This is a genomic window from Deefgea sp. CFH1-16, from assembly GCF_016881365.1.
Lineage (GTDB): Bacteria > Pseudomonadota > Gammaproteobacteria > Burkholderiales > Chitinibacteraceae > Deefgea.
In genome coordinates, this window is record NZ_WLYT01000001.1 from 3,308,121 (window position 1) to 3,333,342 (window position 25,222).

20 protein-coding genes, 1 tRNA gene, 5 pseudogenes and 1 riboswitch are annotated in these 25,222 nt (G+C 50.4%); of the genes and pseudogenes, 11 read left to right on the forward strand and 15 right to left on the reverse strand.

Annotated elements, in window-relative coordinates; genetic code table 11:
- Positions 1-24 precede the first annotated feature (24 nt).
- From GKO28_RS18005 to GKO28_RS18070, 14 genes and pseudogenes are all read right to left on the reverse strand, one after another.
- A complete protein-coding gene (locus GKO28_RS18005; protein ID WP_182077300.1) occupies positions 25-1,614 on the reverse strand; it encodes a hypothetical protein in 1,590 nt (529 codons plus the stop codon).
- Positions 1,615-2,011: 397 nt separating this feature from the next.
- Positions 2,012-2,896 carry a DUF6268 family outer membrane beta-barrel protein gene (locus GKO28_RS18010; protein WP_182077301.1) on the reverse strand — a complete coding sequence of 295 codons (885 nt, stop codon included), beginning with the start codon at positions 2,894-2,896 and terminating at the stop codon, positions 2,012-2,014.
- A gap of 224 nt (positions 2,897-3,120) precedes the next feature.
- Positions 3,121-5,992 (reverse strand): annotated as a pseudogene (gene gcvP, locus GKO28_RS18015) (aminomethyl-transferring glycine dehydrogenase).
- 98 nt (positions 5,993-6,090) lie between these two features.
- Positions 6,091-6,477, reverse strand: a complete 387-nt coding sequence (gene gcvH, locus GKO28_RS18020; protein WP_210768914.1) for a glycine cleavage system protein GcvH — start codon at positions 6,475-6,477, stop codon at positions 6,091-6,093.
- Between the two features lie 104 nt (positions 6,478-6,581).
- Positions 6,582-7,689: pseudogene (gcvT, locus tag GKO28_RS18025) on the reverse strand (glycine cleavage system aminomethyltransferase GcvT).
- A 233-nt stretch (positions 7,690-7,922) separates the two neighbouring features.
- Positions 7,923-8,031: riboswitch (glycine riboswitch) on the reverse strand.
- A gap of 407 nt (positions 8,032-8,438) precedes the next feature.
- On the reverse strand, positions 8,439-8,576 hold the full coding sequence (locus GKO28_RS18030; RefSeq protein WP_247646642.1) for a hypothetical protein: 138 nt from the start codon (positions 8,574-8,576) through the stop codon (positions 8,439-8,441).
- Positions 8,557-9,513 (reverse strand): alkene reductase, encoded by a 957-nt coding sequence (locus tag GKO28_RS18035; RefSeq protein ID WP_203564266.1) that lies wholly within the window; start codon positions 9,511-9,513, stop codon positions 8,557-8,559. The genes GKO28_RS18030 and GKO28_RS18035 overlap by 20 nt, the downstream gene beginning before the upstream one ends.
- A gap of 127 nt (positions 9,514-9,640) precedes the next feature.
- On the reverse strand, positions 9,641-10,108 hold the full coding sequence (locus tag GKO28_RS18040; protein WP_182077302.1) for a DUF445 family protein: 468 nt from the start codon (positions 10,106-10,108) through the stop codon (positions 9,641-9,643).
- Complete coding sequence (locus tag GKO28_RS18045; protein ID WP_182077303.1) at positions 10,084-10,476, reverse strand: hypothetical protein; 393 nt, start codon at positions 10,474-10,476, stop codon at positions 10,084-10,086. The genes GKO28_RS18040 and GKO28_RS18045 overlap by 25 nt, the downstream gene beginning before the upstream one ends.
- Positions 10,464-10,940 (reverse strand): DUF445 family protein, encoded by a 477-nt coding sequence (locus GKO28_RS18050; RefSeq protein ID WP_247646643.1) that lies wholly within the window; start codon positions 10,938-10,940, stop codon positions 10,464-10,466. The genes GKO28_RS18045 and GKO28_RS18050 overlap by 13 nt, the downstream gene beginning before the upstream one ends.
- A gap of 106 nt (positions 10,941-11,046) precedes the next feature.
- The gene (locus GKO28_RS18055; protein ID WP_203564267.1) at positions 11,047-11,226 is read right to left on the reverse strand and encodes a hypothetical protein; all 180 of its coding nucleotides are present in this window, start codon (positions 11,224-11,226) and stop codon (positions 11,047-11,049) included.
- A gap of 29 nt (positions 11,227-11,255) precedes the next feature.
- Positions 11,256-12,647, reverse strand: a complete 1,392-nt coding sequence (dbpA, locus tag GKO28_RS18060) for an ATP-dependent RNA helicase DbpA (RefSeq protein ID WP_182077305.1) — start codon at positions 12,645-12,647, stop codon at positions 11,256-11,258.
- A 205-nt stretch (positions 12,648-12,852) separates the two neighbouring features.
- Positions 12,853-12,929 (reverse strand) — tRNA-Pro (locus GKO28_RS18065).
- 183 nt (positions 12,930-13,112) lie between these two features.
- On the reverse strand, positions 13,113-13,268 hold the full coding sequence (locus GKO28_RS18070; RefSeq protein ID WP_182077306.1) for a cbb3-type cytochrome c oxidase subunit 3: 156 nt from the start codon (positions 13,266-13,268) through the stop codon (positions 13,113-13,115).
- A gap of 185 nt (positions 13,269-13,453) precedes the next feature.
- On the opposite strand from GKO28_RS18070, the gene GKO28_RS18075 reads away from it, so the two are divergent.
- Positions 13,454-15,199 (forward strand): SulP family inorganic anion transporter, encoded by a 1,746-nt coding sequence (locus tag GKO28_RS18075; RefSeq protein WP_182077307.1) that lies wholly within the window; start codon positions 13,454-13,456, stop codon positions 15,197-15,199.
- 79 nt (positions 15,200-15,278) lie between these two features.
- On the opposite strand, the pseudogene GKO28_RS18080 reads toward GKO28_RS18075, so the two are convergent.
- Positions 15,279-16,878: pseudogene (locus tag GKO28_RS18080) on the reverse strand (ABC transporter ATP-binding protein).
- A gap of 446 nt (positions 16,879-17,324) precedes the next feature.
- On the opposite strand from GKO28_RS18080, the gene GKO28_RS18085 reads away from it, so the two are divergent.
- The 10 genes and pseudogenes from GKO28_RS18085 (at position 17,325) to GKO28_RS18120 (ending at position 25,171) form a co-directional block, all read left to right on the forward strand.
- Positions 17,325-18,362 carry a serine/threonine protein kinase gene (locus GKO28_RS18085; protein ID WP_182077308.1) on the forward strand — a complete coding sequence of 346 codons (1,038 nt, stop codon included), beginning with the start codon at positions 17,325-17,327 and terminating at the stop codon, positions 18,360-18,362.
- A gap of 287 nt (positions 18,363-18,649) precedes the next feature.
- Positions 18,650-19,894 (forward strand): annotated as a pseudogene (argJ, locus tag GKO28_RS18090) (bifunctional glutamate N-acetyltransferase/amino-acid acetyltransferase ArgJ).
- 121 nt (positions 19,895-20,015) lie between these two features.
- Positions 20,016-20,951 (forward strand): annotated as a pseudogene (locus GKO28_RS18095) (Nudix family hydrolase); the annotation flags it as partial.
- A 216-nt stretch (positions 20,952-21,167) separates the two neighbouring features.
- Positions 21,168-21,413 (forward strand): hypothetical protein, encoded by a 246-nt coding sequence (locus tag GKO28_RS18100; protein WP_182077309.1) that lies wholly within the window; start codon positions 21,168-21,170, stop codon positions 21,411-21,413.
- 16 nt (positions 21,414-21,429) lie between these two features.
- Positions 21,430-22,080 (forward strand): DUF4124 domain-containing protein, encoded by a 651-nt coding sequence (locus GKO28_RS18105; RefSeq protein WP_182077310.1) that lies wholly within the window; start codon positions 21,430-21,432, stop codon positions 22,078-22,080.
- Between the two features lie 22 nt (positions 22,081-22,102).
- Positions 22,103-22,603 (forward strand): sodium-dependent transporter, encoded by a 501-nt coding sequence (locus GKO28_RS20685; protein WP_247646645.1) that lies wholly within the window; start codon positions 22,103-22,105, stop codon positions 22,601-22,603.
- Positions 22,578-22,934, forward strand: a complete 357-nt coding sequence (locus GKO28_RS22045) for a hypothetical protein (RefSeq protein WP_282099370.1) — start codon at positions 22,578-22,580, stop codon at positions 22,932-22,934. The genes GKO28_RS20685 and GKO28_RS22045 overlap by 26 nt, the downstream gene beginning before the upstream one ends.
- Complete coding sequence (locus GKO28_RS22050; protein ID WP_282099371.1) at positions 22,900-23,427, forward strand: hypothetical protein; 528 nt, start codon at positions 22,900-22,902, stop codon at positions 23,425-23,427. The genes GKO28_RS22045 and GKO28_RS22050 overlap by 35 nt, the downstream gene beginning before the upstream one ends.
- 86 nt (positions 23,428-23,513) lie before the next feature.
- The gene (tsaA, locus tag GKO28_RS18115; protein WP_182077311.1) at positions 23,514-24,251 is read left to right on the forward strand and encodes a tRNA (N6-threonylcarbamoyladenosine(37)-N6)-methyltransferase TrmO; all 738 of its coding nucleotides are present in this window, start codon (positions 23,514-23,516) and stop codon (positions 24,249-24,251) included.
- Positions 24,248-25,171, forward strand: a complete 924-nt coding sequence (locus tag GKO28_RS18120; protein ID WP_182077312.1) for a patatin-like phospholipase family protein — start codon at positions 24,248-24,250, stop codon at positions 25,169-25,171. Before tsaA ends, GKO28_RS18120 begins: the two co-directional genes overlap by 4 nt.
- Positions 25,172-25,222 lie beyond the last annotated feature (51 nt).

Genomic DNA, 25,222 nt, shown 5'->3' on the forward strand with positions numbered 1-25,222 from the left:
TTTAATTGCAGCCTTTTTATTAAATTACCACCCTTGTTTTGGTACAGGTAAAGTGCTATTTTTCTGACGCGCCATAATAAATTTCATATCCGGCATATCATCAAATCCATTTGGATATTTAATATTGTAGGCAGCTGTACCCAAGTTTTGTAGCTCATTTTTGTTCATTGTGATTGCACGATCCATGTATGCTAAGTCACGCATTGGCCAATAATCACGAATCATTCGTTTTACTTGATTATCTGCCATATAAAATGAATTTGCACAATAGCTGGTTACGTTTGTAAACGCATGTGGATTAGCCAAAATTACTTTATTATCCACGCTAAATAAATCAATATTCCAAATGCCATTTAGACCAGCATTATAATAAGGATAATTTACATCATCCAATCGTGCCCCACAAGAACCTGAATCACCGACTGATCCCCATGAGTTTAACAACTCTTGCTGCCAAGTCGCCTTTGTATATTTAGCTATATAGCTATCTTTTAATGAGTCTTGGACAATACTTGCAAATCCGCCCCAAGTAGTGACTCCACCAATATTTCCTGCAGCCAAAAACCCCATGTAAAAATCTGATTCAACAGCGATTTTAGACGTGATGTCATTGTTACGTGTAGAGGTTAAAACCGTCAGCGTTTTGTCTTTAATTGAAGCGATCGAGCCGGGAGCGCTCACAGTGTCGCCTTGGCTAGTGACCACTGCAGAGCTTCGAGTTTTAACAATTACATTCGGCACCGGAATTACCGACATAATGGCACGTTTCAAAGTGTCATCACTTGGCAGTGTTGGCGCAAATCCATTTACAGTTACCGGCACTTTTACTACGGTCAAGGCATCCATTGCCATAGGTTCAATGGTATAGATTTTGGCATTGTCCGTTGCAATTGCATCGCTGACATCGAGCAAAGCCACTTCAACTTTGAGTGCTTCTGCCGTTAAGATGCTGGCAGGGAGTTTAATCACATAACTGCGATTCATGTCCGGCATTGGCATGGTGGTTTTTACCACTTTTTCCGATGTTGGATAATCAATCGCGGCCGTAAATTCATCTTTACCAAGCATACCTTTGAGCAATACGGTCGGTTGATCTGCCACTTGCGGCAATAAACCCTTGGTATTGTTTTCTAAAACTTGCTCAAAAACCGTACCACCACTGACTTTGCTCACGGTAACTTTCATGCGTGGTGCAACGACATTCGCTTGATTAGCAATGGTCACGACACGCAGCAAGGCATCACGACCAGCGACTAATGCAAAATAATCAGATCCCGGTTCTTTTAAATTCACTTGGCCGATTTCAGCTTTAACAACCGTGATGTTGCGTTCGCTCACTGGCGCGGTTTGGCCTGCGATCACCGCACCACCACTATTTTCAAGATCGCCATTAAAGCCCGTTACTAATGCAAATTCAAAATTTGCACCGCCGTTATTTGACACTGGTGCCGCAGCAGAAACCGAAGGTAGCGGTGCTGACGTTGGGGCTGGTGTTACGTTAGGCGCAACGCCTGTGCCGCCATCATTACCACCAGAGCTACCGCCACCACCGCCACAGGCGCTCAAAAATAAAGCCGAAACTGCTAAAGATAAAAAAGTGCGTTTTGAATTCATGATGACTACCGTTTTATGCCTGAAGATTATTTACTCGGCATATTCTCATAATAAATAGCCGCATTAATAGCACTAGAAAAATGAATAATCATAAAAAATACACTTCTGCATTCATCAATTAACCAAGCCATTCAAATCAAACTCAGACGATGCAATTATCTGAGCGGTAATCACTCAGTTAGTGAAAAGCTCGCTGCGAGGTGATATTTAGAAAAACACGAACAATCAGGTTTAATTGCTTTATAAGCACCCCATGTGTCAGGACCACAAGTCCATAAACATAGCCTTGCGCTTTTCGCTCTTAATTAAAGATTAATAAACAAATAGCAATAAAAAACCGCCTAAAAAGGCGGCTTTTAAACTAGGGCATTCACAACAACTCACAATCACTGAATGATTAAAAGCGCCCCGATAAACTCAACCCCAAAAATGGCATCGTGGCGTAGCTTTCACTAATCAAAGCATCACCTTGTTGATTGCGGATTTTAAATTCGCCGTTCAGTGCCGCACCGGCATAAAAATCTAAGCGTGTGCTGGGCGCAAATTGATAACCGGCGCGAACAAATAAGGGTACCGAGTTGTTTTCTAAAATGCCATTAGCCGCGACGGGGTTATCACTGGCTAAGCGAGTTTGGTAACTGCGCCATGTGCCACCGGCGGCAAAATCCCAAACACTAGATGCTTTCCACGTCAATTCCAATCCTGCCGGGCCAACAGGGCCGGCGACAAAGGGGTTTTTTAAGCTGAGTTGATCGCTAATTTGCCAATTGAGTAATACAAACGGAAACACCACGTTTTCATCAAAACTCTGCCACGCGCTCACGCCCAAACCCAGCATTAAGCGCGGCGAAAAATAATGCGCCACATAGGCATTACCACCCCAATTGATACTCTCGCTCTGATCTGCCCCCGCTTCGGCGGCGTATTGCACGCCCGGCGTTAGGCCAAAAATCCAGCCATCGGCCGTCACAAAACGATAAGGCATCGAGAGCTCAAGCCGATTTAAATCTTGCCACGGCGTTTTTCCGCCCCAAGCCACTGGCGAATCAAAATGCCATTGCTGTTGACTGGCGTTTAGCGCCAAACCAAGGCTGTGCTGCGCATCAATTTGCTGATTCACGCTCAGTGACGCGATCAGCCATTCGCTACTGACTTCGCCGCCAGTCTCTAAATCAGCATTGGACATCACCACTGGTGTGACGCTGTAATTGATCGTCGCTTCGCTCGCGACTGCGCACCATGGCAACAAGGCCAAAACTGCTGTGATTAAGGTTTTTTTCATTAAAACGTCGATATAAAGTAAGAATTTGCTCGCGAGTTTAGCGACACCTTTTGCGCAACGCGATTTATTTATCGGTGGTGTCGCGTCAACGTCAAATTGTCAGTTTGCAGACATAAAAATACCCCACCAAACCTCGGCGGGGCGATTTAAATTGGCGTATTACGATTTGCTGAATGCCATGCTATACGGCACCAAACTCATCACACCACAACAAACAATCGCAATTACTCGTCGTATTGATCCATGCTTGGGCAAGCGCAAATCAAATTGCGATCGCCATATACATCGTCAATCCGATTCACCGACGGCCAAAACTTGTTGTCGAGCACGTACGGCAATGGGAAGAACGCCACTTCACGCGAATACGGACGATCCCAATCAGCAGCGATGTCGTTTTTGCTGTGCGGTGCGTTTTTCAGCGGATTATTTTCCACTGGCCAAACCCCGGCTTGCACTTGATCGATTTCTTGGCGAATCGAAATCATCGCCGCGATAAAACGATCGAGTTCAGCTTTGGATTCTGACTCCGTCGGCTCAATCATCAAGGTACCTGCCACCGGAAAACTCATGGTCGGCGCGTGAAAGCCATAATCCATCAGGCGTTTGGCGATATCGACTTCGGTAATGCCACTTGCCGCTTTCAGTGGGCGAATATCAATAATACATTCATGCGCCACGCGGCCATTCGCGCCGGTATACAGCACCGGATAATGCGCTGCGAGTTGCTGCATCATGTAATTGGCGTTCAGTAGCGCAATTTCCGTAGCGTGCTTCACGCCGCCCGCGCCCATCATGGTGATATACATCCACGAAATCGGCAAAATCGACGCCGAACCAAATGGCGCTGCCGATACCGCGGATTGACCTTGCGCGACGCTGGCGTCACCTTGATCGATATTGGCCACCGCGTGATTGGACATAAATGGCGCTAAATGCGCTTTCATGCCAATCGGCCCCATGCCTGGGCCACCACCACCGTGTGGAATGCAGAAAGTTTTGTGCAAATTCATATGGCTCACATCGGCACCGATATCGGCTGGGCGCGTTAGGCCCACTTGCGCATTCAAATTTGCGCCATCCATATACACTTGGCCGCCAAACTGATGCACAGTGGCGCAAATGGCTTTAACCGCGGTTTCAAACACGCCGTGCGTTGATGGATAAGTCAGCATCAACGCCGCCAAATTCGCACCGTGTAATTCGGCCTTAGCTTTCAGATCAGACAGATCAACGTTACCGCTGTCATCGCAATCGACCACTACGACTTTCAAGCCCATCATCTGTGCGGTCGCCGGATTAGTACCGTGCGCTGATTTTGGAATTAAGCAAATATCGCGATGCGCTTCATTGCGGCTGTCGTGATAACGACGAATTGCCAACAAACCGGCGTATTCGCCCTGCGCGCCGGAATTGGGTTGCATACAAATCGCGTCAAACCCCGTAATCGCTTTGAGTTGATCAGCCAAGCCGTTAATCATTTCAAAATAACCCAGCGTTTGCGCTTGCGGCGCAAACGGGTGGATATTGCCAAATTCAGCCCAAGTCACTGGAATCATTTCGCTGGTGGCATTGAGTTTCATGGTGCAACTACCCAATGAAATCATCGAATGATTCATCGCCAAATCACGATTTTCAAGGCGTTTAAGGTAACGCAGCATTTCGTGTTCGGTGTGGTAGCGATTAAATACTGGGTGCGATAAATAGTTTGATGTGCGTTGCAAAACAGCAGGAATCACTTCGCTGCTCGCCACGTCGAGCGCGGCCAAATCTGCGGATTGACCGGTAAAGAGCTGAATCAAAGTTGCCAAATCGTTTTGCGATGCCGCTTCATGAAAAGCCACACTCAAGACGGTTTCAGACACTTGCAGCAAGTTGTAACCCGCCGCCAAGGCTGCGGCGTAAATGCTCGCAGTTTGCGCGCCAGTATTGACTTGCACCGTATCAAAAAACGCGTCGTGCAGGATTTTCCCTCCCTGAGCGCGAACGCCTTGCGCAAACAAACTCGCTAAGCGATGCGTGCGCTCGGCAATGCGTTTAATCCCCGCTGGGCCATGGTATACGGCGTACATTCCCGCCATATTGGCGAGCAGTACTTGCGAAGTGCAAATGTTTGAGTTGGCTTTTTCACGGCGAATATGTTGCTCGCGGGTTTGCAAAGCCATGCGCAGCGCAGTTTTACCTTTGGCATCAATCGACACGCCAATAATCCGGCCCGGTGCCGAGCGCTTCATTTCATCTTTAAAAGCAAAATACGCCGCGTGTGGGCCGCCAAAGCCCATTGGAATGCCAAAACGCTGGCTGCTGCCAATCGCCACATCCGCGCCCATTTCAGCGGGTGATTTCAGTAGCGCCAAAGCCAACAAAATCCGCCGCCACAATCGCCACACCACCACGCGCTTTAAGCGCTGCAATCGGTGCAGTTAAATCCCGCACGGCACCATCAGCACCCGGGTACTGCAGCAAAGCACCAAAATAATCATCTTCACCGGAGGCCGTTGCCGCGCCGATGACGAGTTCAAACCCGAAGTATTGCGCCCGCGTCTTTACTACATCCAGTGTCTGTGGCAATACCTGTTCATCTACGAAGAATTTCTCGGCTTTGACTTTTGATATCCGCCGCGCCATCGCCATCGCTTCGGCCGCTGCCGTCGCTTCATCGAGAAGCGACGCATTGGCTAAATCCAGCCCCGTCATATCGATAATCATTTGCTGGTAATTGAGCAAAGCTTCTAAACGACCTTGGGCGATTTCAGCTTGATACGGCGTGTAGGCGGTGTACCAACCGGGATTTTCTAGCACATTGCGCAAAATCACATTTGGCGTGATGTTGGGGTAATAGCCCAAGCCAATAAAGCTTTTATTGACGATGTTTTTCGCCGCGATAGCGCGAATTTTGGCCAAGGCGTCCACTTCAGATACGGCGTCCGGCAAAGGCAGTTTTTGCTTAAAACGAATGTCGTCAGGAATGGTTTGCGCGACCAAGTCTTCAATCGAGTCGGCGCCAATTTGCGCCAGCATCGCCGCTTGATCGGCAGCATTGGGGCCAATATGCCGTGCAATAAATTCTTCGTGGTTAAACAGTGTAGAGAGCGACATGAAGCACCTTTTAATTCTTTACCACAGAGACACAGAGGCACGGAGAACCGCAGATTTTCTTTGCGTCTCTGTGCCTCTGTGGTTCATTTTTTGTAAGTTTAAACGCCGATTTCTTTGGCGTATTGTTCTGCGGTCATCAAGCCATCGAGCACGGATGCATCGGCCGGTTTAACGCGGAAAAACCAGGCTGCGCCGTAGGGTTCGGTATTGGCCAATTCTGGCGCATCCACCAAAGCGTCGTTGACGGCGACCACTTCACCTGCAATCGGTGCGTACACATCAGACGCCGCTTTTACTGATTCAACCACGCCCGCAGTGGCATCGGCGGCTAATTCATCACCCACTTGTGGCAATTCAACAAACACGATATCGCCCAACAATTCTTGCGCGTGATCGGTAATACCAATGGTCACCGTGCCGTCGGCTTCTAAACGCAACCATTCGTGGCTGTTCACATATTTAAGTTCGGCTGGAATATGACTCATGATTTTTCCTTAGGGATTTGAGATTGGTATTGAGAGTAGGAAGCTGGGGGCAAGGATAGATCCGGGTTTACTCCCCATTCCCTACTCCCCACTCCCCGAATTATTTATGCAAAAACTTTTTTACCATTGCGAACAAACGGCATTTTTCACCACGCGAACGTCGGTGAGCGTGCCGCGTAAGTCCACTTGCACCGTGTCGGTGTCTTTAGTCGCCGCTGGAACGCGGGCGATCGCCACTGAATGCTTGAGCGTGGGTGAAAACGTGCCGCTGGTAATCACGCCTTGCCCTACGCCAGCCACTTCTACAACTTGCCCTTCGCGCAATACGCCACGCCCTTCGAGTACTAAACCCACTTGCTTAAACGCCACGCCTGCGGCGCGCTCCGCTTCGAGTGCGGCGCGGCCGATAAAATCACGCTCAGCCGGTTGCCAAGCAATGGTCCAGCCCATGCCGGCCGCCAGCGGTGAAATGGTTTCGTCCATATCATGGCCGTATAGATTCATGCCCGCTTCAAGGCGCAAAGTGTCGCGCGCGCCCAAGCCGATAGGTGCAATACCCACGCTGAGCAACGCTTGCCAAAAGGTGGCCGCTTCGTCGCTTGGTAACATAATCTCTAAACCATCTTCGCCGGTATATCCGGTGCGGGCAATAAACCAGCCGTCTTCAACCGGGCCAAAAGGAAAGCCTTGAAACACATTCAGCGCTTTCACTGCGTCTTCCCAATCTTCGTGGATGACTTTACATACTTTGGCGATGGCGTTAGGGCCTTGAATCGCAATCATTGCCAATTCACGGCGCACATGGATTTGCACGTCAAAGTTGGCCGCTTGCTTGAGCATCCATGCGATGTCTTTGTCAGCAGTGCCGGCGTTGACCACCATGCGGTAGCCGTAATGCGTTAGGTAAACGATTAAATCGTCGATCACCGTGCCTTCCGGCGTTAACATCCCCGAGTACAAAGCTTTACCTTCGGTACTGAGTTTTTCGACATCATTGGCAATCAGAAAACGCAAAAACGCTTTAGCTTCACTGCCGACAATATCGAGCACACACATATGCGACACATCAAACATGCCAGCGTCGGTGCGTACAATATCGTGTTCTTTGAGTTGTGATCCGTAGTGAATCGGCATCAACCAGCCGGCGAAATCGACCATTTTGGCGTTCGCAGCAAGGTGAGATTCATACAATGGTGTGGTTTTGGTTGTCATGGGGTTCCTTAGGGTATAGCCCTCTAAGTCCGACGGCCTATAGCGCGACGGGCAACACCCCTCTGTCCTGACACCTGAGATTTTCCGGCTACAGATTAGCATCTGTTGAAAAAATCCTTTTAATGCCGCACCCTGTGATCACAGGAGGCGCAGCCATTGCTTAGGATTTTGCCGTTGAGCCCTTCGGTGGATGCTGCGGGTGTAAACACCGAGCACCGCTCTCCAGAGTTTTACTTTTGCCAGCAGTCCCTGATACCTGAGCGATTTGCGGGTGCATTTGCGCCTTCGGTGGTGATTTAAATCCAACAAATGGTAAAAATCACACTCTCCTGCTGTACCGGCGGATTATCACGGGAAGCTTGCCAATTGGCAAGCCACAAAACAGGATTTTTACTCTAGGGTCTGTTGAAGTTTGGTTTTCCGCCGCTGCTTACGCGATTTTTGCGGCGAATCAAGGCGTAGTAAGCGATGCATAGTCATTCTATGTGAGCTTGCTACAACACAGAGTCGCCGCGAAAGCACCCAGCCGGATTTTATATAAAACAACTCGGTTTGGCGGCTTTGGCTCTGATGCTGCGTTACAAAGCGCTGACGTAGAATGACTACGCTGCACGCTTCGTGCCTTGCCTCAGGCCCAAATCCGCACAAACGCGGCTGATAAACCAAGCATCAACAGACCCCAGTCCTTGCCACAAAAAAAAAAAAGCCAAGCGAATACACAGCGCTTGGCTTGGCTTGAGCGTCAAGATTTATGCTAAATACGCTGGATAATCGGTATAGCCATGCGGCCCTGGCGTATAAAAAGTATTGGCATCCGGCTCGGCCAGCGGCAAGTTGTGCTGCATCCGCGCCACCAAATCGGGATTGCTAATAAAAGCACGGCCCATAGCAACTAAATCGGCCTGCCCCGAACTTAACGCCGCTTGCGCACTTGGCCGCATTAAATCCACCCGAGGCGATAAACAAACCATTAAATGCCGATCTAAGTTGCGCTTTAAACTCAGCAGGTACCGGCGGCGCGCCCATCGACGAATGATCAACCAAATGCAAATACACTAGCCCAATCTCAGACAATTCACGTGCCAACTCAAGGTATTGCTCGGCAATCCCCTCAAACTCGCCTGTGCCGTTAAATACCCCATAGGGAGAAAGACGAATGCCGACTTTATCCGCCCCAATCGCTGCTACACAAGCTCGCGCAATTTCAAGCACTATGCGATTGCGCTGACTAGCGCCACCACCATAGGCATCACTGCGTGTATTGATATTGGCATTTAAAAATTGCTCGAGCAGATAACCATTGGCCGCGTGCAATTCAATACCATCAAAACCAGCCTCAATCGCCAGTTGTGCTGAATGAACAAATTCAGCAATTAACGCTGGTATTTCGCCTGCGCCTAGCGCATGCGGTTGGGCGTGTGGCTGCATACCGGCGCTATCGGTATAAATTTCACCCTCTAGCGCTACCGCTGTTGCCCCAACCACCCGTGCGCCTTGCGGTAGATTTTCTAGCGCCGCCACACGACCGGAATGCATTAATTGAACAAAGAATTTCGCGCCACCACGATGAACTGCATCGGTCGACAAACGCCACTTAGTCACATGCTCAGCGGTAAATAAGCCAGGGATCCGGGCGTAACCCAAACCATTGGGGGACGGTGAGGTGCCTTCGGAAATAATCAAACCGGCACTGGCACGCTGACCATAATATTCAGCCATTAATGCATTCGGATTATGATCGGCATCTGCACGGCTGCGCGTTAGCGGTGCCATGACGACTCGATTTTGTAAGGCCAATTGCTGCTGCAATGGATCAAATAGCATGATGCAACTCCAATAGATTGACAGGACGGATCAAAGCGGCCAAACAGCCATTAATTTCGACCCGATTCACACTGCAAATTGACACACACCGCCAACAAGCTGACTTATAGATGGGGCTGCAGTAAGCTCATTTCAATAGCTGATGCCCCGCGTATAGCAACACACCAATCAAGCCGCCCACCAACGTGCCATTCAGGCGTACAAACTGCAAATCAACGCCAACACTGACTTCCAGCCGCTCAACCATCACTTCATCATCCCAAGCTTTGAGTTGTTCGGCGATAAACTGACCGATTTGGCGACGATATTTTTTGACCAGCACCCCGGCAGCCACGCGGGCATGGCGATTTAGCCAGTCGGCCAGCACCACGTCATCGGCCAAGCGTCCCCCTAAATGCTGCAAACTGAGCGCCAGTTTAGCGCGCAGTACTGAATCTTGCGTCGCCAAATCATCCGCCAACCAAGCCACCAGCCGCGACCACATATTGTCGATGGCGTTCAGTAAACTCGGCTGCGCCAATAAATGCTGCTGGCTCAACTGCAGCGCCGCTTGTAGTGCTGCATCATGTTTTAAATTTTGCTGTAGCTCAGCCAAGGCTTGATCAAAATGCGCGCGCGCAGCGGATGCTCGCTCGATTCGCGCATGTTTTGCACTTCACGCCCTGCTGCATGCACCAGTTTTTTTTTCGCCATATAGCGCCCACCGGCGGCATCGAGCGAAATCCAGCGCAAATAATCAAATTCAGCGGCAATCATCTCGGCTAAATGTTGTTGTAATTCAGGTTTTTGCAGCTCTTGATCCAAATGCGCCAGCACCGCATCGAGCATCACTTGATGTTGGCCACTTTGCCGTATCACCGCCAAAATCTCGCCCGCCGGTTTGACCAAATCAATCTGCGCTAATTGCTGTAGCAATAAGCCGCGTAAACGCAGCGCCATCGCCGGTTCAGTCAAGCTTTGCAAAAAATAAAATCCATCAGCCGCGCAACTTGATCAGCGCCCGCTTTGGCATTCGCGTCGACTTGCAACCAGCTCGCCAAGCGGTGCGCCGGATTAAATTCGCTTACTTTGGCCATCATCCGCTCGCTCGACAAAAAGTGCGTTTCAATAAACTCACCCAAACTATCAGCGATGCGGTGTTTGTTTTTGGGAATAATGGCGGTATGCGGAATCGGTAGATTGAGCGGATGCCGAAACAGCGCCGTTACGGCAAACCAATCGGCCAAACCACCCACCAAGGCCGCTTCAGCAAAAGCCGCAACGTAAGGCAAACTCGGATGCGCACCGCGAAAATACGTCGCCAGCAGCATAATCAACGCCATCAGCACCAGCAATAAGGTCGCATTACGCTTAAGCAGCCGTAAACGCTGCGCTTTAACATCAAAAGAGCGCGCCGCCGGCTGACGCGAAGCCTGATTCATAGCCATAAGCCCTCGAAAAAAAACAAAGCCCATCCATTTGAAAGCCTAGCGGCACTGCGGTCAAGCCACCGCTTTCACAACCAACAAAATACCGCAATAAAAAACAGCAACCCTATTGATTTGCCCGCGCTGACTCATCAAAACTACGCCAAACCAATTTGGTGCCACGGGCAACGTCAAGCAATACCTCAACGGCGGCCTGTGTTAGCTCAAGTAAGCCAATCACAATAGAGTGACTCGACACTTTATTGTGATTTATTTCCAGCACCGCAGATACAACAATGCCCAGCATCAGCTGGGCATTCGCATGAGACAACGGTCTTATTTAATAATCTGTACTTTAACCGGCTTGCCTTTGAGCTTACCTTTGTCATTGCCCAGGCGGACAATCACTTGCTGAGCATATTGCAATTGCACCGCAACATAAGTTCTAAATTCAAACAAATCAATTTTACCAATCGCATCGTTCGGGATTGCGCCGTCGCCAGTCAAAGCGCCGACGATATCACCGGGGCGCACTTTGTGTTTGCGACCGGCATCAAAACAAATCGTGGCCATTTTGGCCGGCAAAGCATAATCGCCATTGATTTTTAGATCGGCTTCTTTGCCTTCTGGTATTGATTGCTCAAGGTATTCTTCAATAGTACGTTGGCGCTTCACTTGTGATGGTGACACCAAACTAAACGCCAAACCTTTCTTACCGGCGCGGCCAGTACGACCAATCCGATGCACGTAAATTTCAGGGTCATACGGCAATTCGTAATTCACCACGGCAGCCAAGTCTTTAATATCCAAGCCTCGGGCGGCCATATCGGTGGCAACCAGAATTGGGCAGCTACCATTGGCAAACTGCACCAAGGTTAAATCGCGATCACGCTGCTCAAGCTCGCCGTGTAATTCAATGGCATCAAAGCCGTCTTTTTGTAAACTACGCGCCAATTCCATGCAGTCTTGGCGGGTATTACAAAACACCACGCTCGACGCAGGTTGGTAATGGGCGAAAATACGTTTAAGTAAATCGGCTTTTTCCGCGTTGTCTTTTACCAAATACAATTGCTGTTCGATAAACACTTGATCGTGCAAAGACTCTACCGTCACTTCGGTCGGCGCGCGCTGAATCGAGGCACTGAGTTTACGAATACCTTCAGGATACGTTGCTGAAAACAACAAGGTTTGGCGCCAGCGTGGCAGAAAATCAATCACGTCTTGCACTTCACCGCCAAAACCCATATCGAGCATACGATCAGCCTCATCCAGCACCAGCGTGCTGACTTGTTTAACAATGAGGGTGTTTTTATGCAAATGATCTTGAATACGACCTGGTGTGCCGACCACCACGTGTGCGCCATGCGCCAATGAGGCCGCTTGTGGCGTCAAAGGTGTGCCGCCGCACAAAGTCAGAATTTTTAAATTGGGTAAATGGCGCCCCAAACGGCGCAAGTCTTTACTCACCTGATCGGCAAGCTCTCGCGTTGGGCACAGCACCAAAGCTTGCACTCGGTGCAGATTAATATTGAGTTTTTGCAGTAGCGGGATACCAAACGCAGCCGTTTTACCACTACCGGTTTTCGCTTTAGCAATAATATCGCCGCCTTCGAGCACGATGGGCAAACTCGCAGCTTGAATCGGCGTCATCGCTTCAAAACCGAGCGAAGCCAAATTATCGAGCATTTCAGCAGGTAAATTGAGGGCAGAAAACGGCGTTTTAGTCATAGCAAATCCAATAGGTATAGAAAGCAAGCCAATAAGGCAAAGACATTTGCAGCGCGAAAACTTAAAAATCGCATCGCAAATCGATTAAGCTAAGCGGCTTAAATCAATCCATTGCACTACAAGCATTCTAAGGGATTTACAACGAGAACAAAGATTTAGATTGGTAATGCAGGGGTGAAACTGAGATGAGGCAAAGCAAGAAGTCTGGTCGGGGCGGTGGGATTCGAACTCACGACCACCTGGTCCCAAACCAGGTGCGCTACCGGGCTGCGCTACGCCCCGAACAGGACCCGAATATTATAGACCATTTGATCGATGGTCAAGCACTATCAAACAAAAATATCGACAAACAACAGAAAAAACCAATATATCACTGTTTTTAAAGCACTTTAAAAACACAATCTTCAGCACCCAAGCTAACACCGTAAGGGTTTCTGAAGCAAACATTCGACGCCGTGCCTCAATTTAATCGACGTTTTTGTCTTTTGGGTCGGTTTTTTCGCTATCAAAAGGCAGCTTGGCATCCTCTTCAAAGCGTTTTTTTTGTTTTTTACCAAACACCCAAATCACAATGGCAACAAAAGCGACAATTAAAATCCAATGATAAATAGTCAAACCCATGATGAACTCCTACAGCCGCAACCCAATGAGGCACGGCCGATTTAAGTGAATAGCAAAAACAAACACCACCCAAGACCAACAACAGCACCAGCTTACTTTCAATTTAATAAATCTACAACACAGCAAGGCGAAAGCTCATTTGCGGCGTAGAATTCAAGCAACCACTCAAAGCCTTCTAAGCCCGAATGACCATCACTCAAACTTTACTCAAGTACTATCGCAATCGACGCTGGCCAAACATTCCGCTGGCGCGCGGCGTCATACCCAATACACAGCAAGGGGTCATCAATGACGCCAAAGCCGGCATCGCCCTGGCCTCAGTCAATATCCCGCAAGTTTTAGGCTACACCAGTATTGCCGGCACGCCCATTGTGACCGGACTCTACACGGTATTACTCCCCTTATTGGGCTTTGCCCTATTTGGCGCTTCACGGCATTTAGTGGTTGCGGCCGATTCAGCCACCGCCGCCATCTTTGCTAACGGCCTATCCGGCATGGCCACCCCCGCCAGTGCCGTGTATATGAATTTAGTCGCCATCGTTGCGCTACTCACCGCTGGCATTTTGCTCATCGCACGCTGGCTTAAACTCGGCTTTGTCGCCGATTTTTTATCCAGAACCATCTTAACCGGCTTTTTAGCTGGTGTTGGCTTGCAAGTGAGCATCGCGATGCTGGCGCCGCTCTTAGGAATTCGCAATCAAACTCATCAAACCCACACCACTTGGTCGCAATTAGATTACGCAATCACTCACTTACCCAGCATCAACCTACCCACACTCTGCCTAGGCATCACTGTGATTGCTGCCATCTTAATCGGCAAGCAGATCAACCCTCGCTTCCCCGTCGCGATGATTGCCGTACTCACCAGCATTTTGGCCGGAAAATACCTCGCCATCGCCAACTGGGGTATTGCCTTAATTGGCCCGGTACCGGGCGGCTTGCCGCAATTATCTTGGCCCGACATGACTTGGCATGGCACGCTAACGCTCATCCCCTTGGCGCTCTCGTGCGCCGTGATCATCATCGCGCAAAGCGCCGCCACCGCGCGGATTTATGCTTTGCAATTTCAAGAAAACGAAGATGAAAACGCCAATATCTTAGGCCTTGCCGCCGCCAATGCCGCTGCCGCCGTCAGCGGGGCTTTTGTCGTCAATGGCAGCCCTACGCAAACGGCAATGGCGGTGCAAGCTGGCGCGCAAAGCCAAGTAGCGCAAATTGTCTTTGCCGGCATTGTCGCCATCGCCTTGATGTTTTTAACTGACTGGCTCGCTTACCTGCCCCACGCAGTATTAGCGGCCATTGTGTTTACCATCGCCATCGGCATGATTCATGGGTCAGCACTCAAAGCCATTTACCAAGAAAGCCCTGGGGAATTTAAACTAGCGATCATTACCGCAATGACTGTAGCCTTAGTCGGCGTTGAGCAAGGGCTGCTCTTTGCCGCGCTCCTGTCGTTACTGCATCACGTGAGCCACAGCTACAACCCGCATTGCGCGATCTTGCAAGCCAATATGGAGGGCAATTTGGTAACGCAAGCCATTGAGCCGGGCGCAACAACGCAGGCGGGTTTGATTATTTATCATTTTGGTGCGGATTTATTTTATGCCAACGAGCACCGCTTTAGCGCCGACATTCATTCACTGATAAGCCAAGCCGCCACGCCAGTGCAGTGCTTGATTATTGACGCTTCCGCCATGACGCACATCGACTATTCAGCAGCCCAATCGCTACGCCAATTGGATGATCAATTGCAGCAACAAAACATCACGCTACTGTTTGCCCGTTGCGACAGCGCCCTCATTGACGACTTAAACCGCCATCACATCACCGAAAAAATTGGCGCAGCGCATATCTTTACCACCTTGCACGCCGCGCTCAAACACTGGGCCGACACCTGTAAGACCGAGACAGGGAACGAGAAAACGCCGTAGGGTGCCCGTAGGGTGCGAATAAGCGCAGCGCATTCCACCACTGCGTATCGCTTGGTATCGCATCTCACCACACACACAATCAAAAACTCGCCGCCAACAATTGCCGCGTATACGGATGCTGCGGCTGAGACAGCACCAGCTCAACATCGCAGGTTTCGAGCACTTCACCATTTTTGAGCACCAACACCTGATGTGCCAACGCACGCACCACCGCCAAATCATGACTAATCAGCAGAAAACTCAATCCAAATTTAAGCTGCAACGCGACTAATAACTGCAAAATTTGCCGTTGCACTGTCGCATCCAGCGCCGATGTCGGCTCATCAAGCACAATAATTTGCGGCTGCATAATCAACACCCGCGCAATGGCGATTCTTTGCCTTTGCCCACCAGAAAACTCATGCGGGTAGCGCGACAAAATACCGTCCATATCGGCCACACTGCCTAAACCGACTTCTTGCAATACGGCCATCACCCGCTCACGGCGCTCAGCCGCACTGCATTCGGGGCGATGCACCAACAAACCTTCACCCACCAGATCATAAATCGTTAATCGTGGCGACAAAGCGGCAAATGGATCTTGAAAAACAATCTGAATATGCTGGCGCGCCTGTCGCAAAGCCTTACCCTGCAACGCACTCAATTGCAGCGGAGGCGATCCATTTAGCGTTAACTGCACACTACCGCCACCTTGACCCACACGCAGTAAGCGCAGCAAAGACAAGGCCAACGTCGTTTTGCCACTACCTGATTCACCAACCACCGCCAAGGTTTGCCCGCGATGCAGATCAAAATCGAGCTTGGCTAATACCGTTTTAAGTTGGGTGCGAAACCACGACCGTGATGCTGGATAAGCATGCGTCAATTGCCGCACCTGCAAGACGCAAGGAGAATGCAATGGCAAGGGTGCCGCAACGCGCGTCGGGCGCGCTGCTAACAAAGCCTGGGTATACGGATGCGCTGGCGTCGCAAATAATTGCTGCGTCGGCGCGGTTTCAACAATACGCCCGGCCTGCATCACCGCCACTCGATCGGCAAACCGGCGTACCAAATTTAAATCATGCGAAATCAACAACAGCGCCATACCTTGCTCGGCTTGCAACTGGCTCAGCAAATCTAAAATTTGCGCTTGCACCGTCACATCCAGTGCCGTTGTTGGCTCGTCAGCAATTAAAATCTCCGGCTCAGTGGCAATCGCCATGGCAATCATCACCCGTTGGCGCTGCCCACCCGACAATTGATGCGGCAATGCATCGAGCTTCTCTGCCGCGTCGACAATACCCGTACGCAGTAATAGCTCACGCGCTTTATCCCTCGCCGCCGCAGCGCTATACCCCACCAACACCTCCGCAATCTGCGTGCAGACGGTTTGCAAGGGATTGAGCGCAGTCATTGGCTCTTGAAAAATCATCGCAATACGCCGACCACGGAATTAAGCGCAGCGCCGCCTCTGGCAATGGCAGCAAAGACTGACCAGCAAACTCAATCTCACCCTCTGCAATCACCTCACGATCGAGTCGCAATAGACTGTGCGCCAAAACGCTTTTCCCCGAGCCTGATTCACCCACCAAGGCCAATTTTTCACCGGCGTTTAAATGTAGATTCACCTCACGCACCACCGGCTGATTGGCACCGGCAAATCGCAGCGACAAATTCGACACGGTCAACAAATTAACCATAGCGCTGACACCCCAAATCAAATAAACCCATCAAAACCTCGTTAACACGAATCACATGGCTATTTTTTAGCGCCACGCGCGCCAAAAACCTTTTAACGCAGAGACGCAGAGGCGCAGAGAAAAGCAAACCCATTTGGCTGGATAAGAGCATTTCGTATTGAATTACGCTTTGCTTGATGCCACGACGGCGGTTTGTGTTCGTGCGCGGCACTTCAGTCATCAACCCCGTCAGTGTTCTACTTCAGTAGATCACTCAAGCTTAAAGATCGATCATAAAGCACTTCGTTCACTTTCAATAAGCGCATCACAGCGGCACCAGACAAAGCGCACAAACTGGCAACAATTTACAAACTGCTTAGAAACACATCAAAAGCATAAAAAAAGAAAACCCCAAAACCGCCAAATTGAGCGCCAAGCCCGCCAGCAAACGGCGTAAAATAGCCGATATGAAACCTGCCCCATACTCCGCACTCACGCCCGATCTGACCTTAGACGCCCTTGAATCGCTAGGCCTTGCTTGCTCAGGGCATTTACTCGCACTCAATAGTTATGAAAATCGCGTTTACCAAGTCGGCATCGACGATGGCGATCCAGTGATTGCTAAATTTTATCGCCCCGAGCGCTGGAGCGACGCGGCGATCTTAGAAGAACATCAATTTACGCAAGCACTGGCCGAGCGCGAAATCCCGGTGGTTGCGCCGCTGACACTGAATGGCCAAACACTGCATCGCTTTGGCGACTTTCGTTTTGCGGTTTTCCCTCGTCGTGGCGGGCGCGCGCCCGAGCTCGATCAAGCTGAAACGCGCGAATGGATTGGACGATTTTTAGGGCGGATTCACGCGGTGGGCCAACTGAGCCCATTTGCCCATCGCGCACAACTCACCCCGCAAACCTTTGGCCAAGATTCGCTCGACTATTTAATCAACAACAAAGTCATTCCACTGGATTTGGCCGCTAGCTACCAAACGGTGGCAGAAGCGGCGCTCGCTGGCGTCGCTGAATGCTATCAACGCGCAGGCGACATTCAACTGATCCGCCTACACGGCGACTGCCACCCGAGCAATATTTTATGGACCCCGGCTGGACCGCATTTTGTTGACTTTGACGACGCCCGCACCGGCCCAGCAATTCAAGACTTATGGATGCTGCTGTCTGGCGATCGAGACGAGCAACAAAATCAACTGGCGGATATTTTGGCCGGTTACGAAGATTTTTGTGAGTTTGATCGGCGCGAGCTGCATTTAATTGAAGCGCTGCGAACATTACGCCTAATGCATTACAGCGCATGGCTGGCTCGGCGCTGGGATGATCCGGCCTTTCCGGCGGCGTTCCCATGGTTTAATACCGCCACCTATTGGCAAGACCGGATTGCCGAGCTGCGCGAGCAAATTGAAATCATGCATTTGCCGCCACTGTGGAGCAATGAATCTACCGGCTACATCCGTATTGACGACGAAATCGACCCGCCGTATTGGGATATGTAATCACGCCGCACAACAACACCGCGTTCTGTTCTGAGCGATGAATAAGGTGTTTTTGAACGCGAACACGGCGGGCCGCAGAATCTGCGACAATCAGATTGAAGTCAGGTACTTCACAATCAGCACAGTCAGCACAGTCAGCGGCGATCAACCCACAACAATAGCCGCAGGCTTGCTGAGCCACTAACCCATCCATCGTGCATCGCACCGAGCAAAAGCCTTTCATCGCTCAAGCGCATCACGTTACAATCTGCTTACTTTTTAAAATTTGCAACCATTTGGAGCCTTGCATGCCGGTTAATCTCGCCCCCATCGATCCTGCTTTATTATTCCCGGTTGCCGGGGTTGAAATTGGTATTGCCTCTGCAGGCATTAAAAAAGTCGGCAGCCAAGACACCACCCTAATCCAAATCGCTGATGGCGCCCGCGTTGCGGGGGTGTTTACCTTAAATCGTTTTTGCGCTGCGCCAGTTCGCATCTGCCAAAAAAAAATCTTCAGCAGTATCTGGCTACAGGCCAATCCATTCGTGCGCTGGTGATCAATACTGGCAATGCCAATGCCGGAACTGGCTTAGACGGCCTCGCCCGCGCCGAGCAAATTTGCGCCGCAACCGCCAGTGAATTGGGCTGCACTGCCGAACAAGTACTGCCTTTTTCAACCGGCGTGATTTTAGAGCCCTTGCCATCCGAAAAAAATCATCGCCGTTTTACCGGCCGCCAAAGCCAATTTATCGGCCAGCAACTGGGCGACAGCCGCGAACGCGATTATGACCACCGACATCGCGCCGAAAGCGACCAGCACGCAAATCGTTTTGGACGGCAAAACCGTCACCGTGACCGGCATTGCCAAAGGCTCGGGCATGATTCACCCGAATATGGCCACCATGCTCGGTTTTGTCGCCACCGACGCCGCCATTAGCCAAACCTTATTACAAGAAATGCTACTGGCCGCGACCGACGCTTCGTTTAATAGCATCACCGTTGACGGCGACACCAGCACCAACGACAGCTATATCGCCATTGCCACAGGGCTGGCCGGCAACACCGAAATCACCGACGCCAACAGTAGCGACTACGCCACTTTGCGCGGCGCGATTGAGCAGGTTTCGCACTTTTTAGCGCAAGCCATTGTGCGTGACGGCGAAGGCGCTACCAAATTTATCACCATCAACGTGGCAGGCGGCGCCAGCTACGCAGAATGCAAAGCCGTTGGCTACGCCATTGGCCGCTCACCACTGGTTAAAACGGCATTTTTTGCTTCAGACCCTAATCTAGGCCGTATTTTGGCCGCGATTGGCTACGCCGGCATTAGCGATTTAGACGTTGACCAAATCGAAGTGCGGCTTGACGACGTATTAGTGGCAATCCATGGCGGGCGCAATCCCGAATACCAAGAAAGCCAAGGCCAAGCCGTGATGAATCAAGCTGAAATCAGCATTAATATCCAACTTAACCGCGGCGAGCACCGCGCCACGGTATGGACTTGCGATTTCTCTTACGATTACGTCAAAATCAACGCTGACTACCGCAGCTAAGCACCCTGCCAGACCCAGCCAAGTCGCCAACATGGCGGCTTGGCTGGCATTTTTCTTTTTTTTCGAGTCCGTCAATGCCGCCAGACCAGCAAAACCCCATTAAACCCAAAAAAAAACCACCGTCGTTGCCGCAGGGGTATTAATTAACGCGCAAGGGCAGTTTTTAATGGGGAGCCGCCCCGCTGGTAAGCCTTACGCGCATTACTGGGAATTTCCGGGCGGCAAACTTGAAGCCGGCGAAACCGCGCACGACGCTTTATGCCGCGAGCTGCAAGAAGAAATGGGCATAGATGTAACAGCAGCCACACCGTGGCTCACACAGCGCTTTAATTATCCGCACGCCAATGTGGAGTTACGATTTTTTAAAGTGCGCGACTGGAACGGCGCTTTGCACGGCCACGAAGGACAAGAGCTCGCTTGGCAACGTGTAGGCCAATTAAATGTTTCACCCATCTTGCCAGCCAACGGCCCGATTTTGCGTGGTTTGGCCTTACCTGAAGTGATTGAAATCTCGAATATGGCTGAATTAGGCCGTGAAGCATTTATGGCGCAACTCACTGCCAAATGGGCTGCGGGTCCAACTTGCTTACTGCTACGAGAGCCGCAGCTATCGGCCAGTGATTACCAAGCGCTCGCCCAAGCAGTGCAAAGCATTGCTCGCCCCCACGGCGGCAAGCTGATTTTGCATCGTGATTTGGCTTTAGCCCAAGCACTCAATGCCGACGGCATTCACTTTACCGCCAGCCAACTAAACCAACTGAACGCTAGACCCAGAGGCATCGATTGGGTGAGCGCATCCACACATCAGCAGAGCGATCTTGAAGCTGCGGCGCGCATTGGCGTTGACTTTGCCTTTTTAGGGCATATTGCGCCAACGCAAAGCCATCCGGGGCAAACGCCTTTAGGCTGGGAAAAATTCAGTCAATTATTGCAATTGGGCTGGTGCTTTCCGGTGTTTGCGATTGGCGGGCAAACGTTATCCACCCTCAAAACCGCCCAAGCACACGGCGGACATGGCGTAGCCCTCTTGCGCGCCGCATGGAGTCAAACAGCATGAAAAACTTTTTCAACAATAAGCCATGGGCCAGAAAAAGCATTTTGATCCTTGCGCTACTACTGGGCGCCAGTTTATTTGCTTATAAAATGGGTTTATTTAAAGGCTGGCAACAAGCAAAAGTAGATCAAGTTATCCATATTTCTTGCCCAGATTTGCAGCAAGGCTGTCAGTTTAAAATCAACGAACAAAGCTACCAAATCAAAAAGCGCCGCACCAGTGAGTACCGACCAGCCAGTGACCCTCACGCTAACTGGCCCGGCCAAATCGGTGTATTTAAATTGGCAAATGGTGGATATGGACATGGGCAGCAATCGCTACAAAATGCAAGACATCGGCCAAGACCAATGGCAAGCCGAAACGGCGCTACCAATTTGCAGTCAAAAACGCCAAGACTGGCTACTGTCTTTGCAGCTAGAGCAAGTTGAAGTTCGTATTCAAACCACATCCCACGGCAAATCTTAATCTGGGCATTTTAATTTTGGCACGCCGCATTACTGCGGCCACGCCACTTAAACTGTGGTGTTTTCGACTGCAATGCTTAAACACAAAACAATATGCCCAACTGCGCAATTTTAAATCAAAGGCTGTTATGCGATTCTGGCTCCTACTTACTTTGCTTACTACATCCAGCATGGGCTTTGCCAACAAGGTCTATCAATGGCGCGACAATGAGGGCAATGTATTTTATTCTGATCGCGCTCCAACACATACCATGGCCAAAGAAAGAACCATACGCAGCAGTAGCGCGCCAGCGCCGGTTAGTGACAAACCCGCAGCGATCACACTATGGATTACGCCACAATGCGGGGCAAACTGCGAAGCGGCACAGACAATGCTGGAACAAAGTAAATTGCACTATGCGCTAAAAACAGCGGATCCAAGCCAAGAAGACAGCATGCTGGCTTTTTTTAACGCCGCCAAGACCTTACAAGCGCGCCCACCCATTCTGGTTATTGAAAAAAACAATTTTGAAAGAATTCAACCCAGCACAATGGCAAGCGGCGATCAGCCAAGCGCAAACAACGCTCAAAGCAAGGCAATAAACCCAACAAATCACATAAATTGCAACTCGACCAGCCAACTATTACCCTTGTTCGAGGGGCTTGAAAAAGCAAAACTCCCGTGGTGACAAATTAACTAGAGCATTTTGTATGTCTTCACGCGCCAATTGGGGCTCAAAACTCGGCTTTATTTTAGCCACCTCAGGCTCGGCTGTCGGGCTTGGAGCGATCTGGAAATTTCCTTACGTTGCCGGCAAAAACGGTGGCGGTGTGTTTTTACTGGTGTATCTCGCCTGCGTACTCACGATTGGTATTTCGATGGTGCTCGCCGAAATGAGCATCGGCCATATGGCCAAAAAATCAGCCACCACGGCCTATCGCAACCTCAAGGGCGGTCTATGGCCTTGGGCGGGTCGACTCTCGGTACTGTGTATTTTTGTTTTGCTGTCGTTTTATTGCGTCGTTGGCGGCTGGAGTTTTGCTTACCTGTGGCTATCGCTCACTGGCGAAGTCATGACACAAGACACCAAGGCACTCAGCGATTTATTTAATGGCTTTATTGCCAGCCCAAGCCAAAGTATTTTTTTATACCGGTCTATTTTTAGTCGCCACAGTTGGCATCGTCATGGGCGGCGTACAAAAAGGCATTGAGCGCACCAGCAAAATCTTGATGCCGGCATTGTTTATCTTAATGCTGGGCATTATTGCTCGCGTATTGACTTTACCCAATGCCATGGACGGCGTGATGTACTTTATCACTCCGGACTTTTCTAAAATCAACGCCGAAATGATGATTGAAGCGGTGGGCTTGGCGATGTTTTCATTGTCGGTCGGCTGCGGTATTTTGATTGCCTACGGCTCATACGTTGATGAAAAAACCAAACTCCCCGGCGCAACACTCTGGATCTCACTCTTGGCGACCCTCGCTTGTGTGATGGCGGGTTTTAATGGTGTTGCCTGCGGTATTTGCTTTTGGGATTGATCCATCAGCCGGTCCTGGCCTCACGTTTATCACCATGCCAGCAATTTTCTCGCAAATGCCTTTCGGTCAATTTTTTGCCGTCATGTTCTTTTTGCTGCTGATTTTTGCTGCCATTACCTCATCCGTGTCTTTGCTCGAGCCGATCGTAGCGTTTTTGATTGATGAATTTAATATTCAGCGCCAAAAAGCCACTTTAATGACGTGTGTTGCGGTCTTTACCTTAAGTATTCCAGCGGCACTGTCGTTTGGCGTATTGGCTGATTTTCATATTTTTGGCAAAAACCCATTTGATCTAATGGACTACGCCGCCTCCAATGTGATGATGCCTGCTGGTGGTTTATTGGCCGCATTGTTTGCCGGCTGGGCCATTTGGCCACGCGTACAAGCCTCGCTCATTGCACAAGATGCCGCGCGCATTTTGCCAGCGTTTCGTGCCATTTGCGCTGTGGTAGCACCGATTGTGATTTGCGTAATTTGGGCGCACAACTTGTAATTGTTCACGAAAAACAGCAGCCAAGCCCAACAGACAGCAGCGAGTGCGGTAATATCCAGCACTCGCTGCTTTTTTATGGCCGCTTTATGCTGACGTCTGCAAACCCTGTGAATCCTAACGCTGTGAATCCAAATCAATACACCATCGAGCCGATTGGCTTGATTCGCACGCCTTTTGTCGACAAATTTGGCATTCCGCGCCAACCAAGCTTGGCGCCGCATGCGATTGGCACGCTCAAACTGGTTGCGCCATTTAATCACGCCGATTGCGTGCGCGGGCTCGACGGATTTTCTCATCTTTGGCTAAGTTTTGTTTTTCATGAAACGCTCGGCCGCTGGTCACCCACCGTGCGCCCACCGCGCTTGGGCGGCAATGAAAAAGTTGGCGTCTTTGCCAGCCGCAGCCCGTTTCGCCCCAATTCATTGGGTTTGTCTTTGGTGCGTTTATTGGATATCGACACCAAAAATGGCGTGACCTTACGCTTTTCTGGCGTGGATTTAGTCGACCAAACGCCGATTGTCGACATCAAACCTTATATCCCATTTATTGAAAGCCAAAGTGACGCTCAAGGCGGCTTTGTCAGCGGCGCACCAACAACGCTAAACGTTGAATTTAGCCCCAGCGCGCAAAGCCAATTAGCACAATTACCCGCAAGCGAGTCACGCACACTTCACGCTTTAATTTGTGAAGTATTAGCCCAGGACCCACGCCCCGCTTACGCTAGCGACCCATACCGCAGCTACGGCATAAAACTTTATCATTATGAAATCCAATGGCGCTGCGATGGTCAAACCGCCTTGGTCCTCTCATTGGAGCCACGATGAACCCATTTAAAAATGCACAAAATGTCTTTGAGCACCTTCGCCCACGACTTGGCACACTCATCATTATCATGATGAGTAGCCTCATGGCCGCCTGCAGTACGCCACCCGTCGCACCACCGCCAACGCCCGCACCCAAAGTTAAAATCGGCCTCGCCCTCGGCGGCGGCGCAGCCAAAGGCTTTGCCCATATTGGCGTGATTAAAATGCTCGAAGCGAACGGCATTCAAGTGGAGGTGGTCGCGGGCACCAGCGCCGGTAGCGTTGTCGGCGCACTGTACGCCAGCGGCATGGATGCGTTCACGCTACAAGAGCGCGCGTTTAGTCTGGATGAAAGCCAAATTCGCGACGTCAATTTACTTGGTGGCGGCTTAATCAAAGGGCAAAAACTGCAAGATTACGTCAACCAATTGGTTGGTAATAAAGCGATCAATCAGTTTGCCAAACCGTTTGCGGCAGTGGCCACCGAGCTCGACACTGGCAAAAAAATCGCCTTTAACCGCGGCAATGCCGGACAAGCGGTGCGCGCATCAAGCAGCATTCCAGGGATTTTTATGCCGGTAAGCATTGCCAATAAAAAATACGTCGATGGCGGCGTAGTCAGCCCGGTACCGGTCGACGCCGCACGCGACTTGGGCGCTAATTTTGTGATTGCGGTGGATATTTCCAGCAAAGCCAACAATCAAACCGCCAGCACCAGCACACTAGGGGTGATGAACCAAGCGATTGTGATCATGGGGCAAAAATTGGGCGAGCAAGAACTCGCTCGCGCTGACATTGTGATCCGCCCTAAAGTCGGCAAAATTGGCGCTAGCGATTTTGATATGAAAAATGTCGCCATTTTAGAGGGAGAAAAAGCCGCGCTAGCGATGCTGCCTTTGATCAAACAAAAACTCGCCGAGCGCAGCAAACCGACGCCTTAAATCCAGCGAGGTTGACTAAACAGCATTCGCGGCACTGCCAAACCCTTAAAA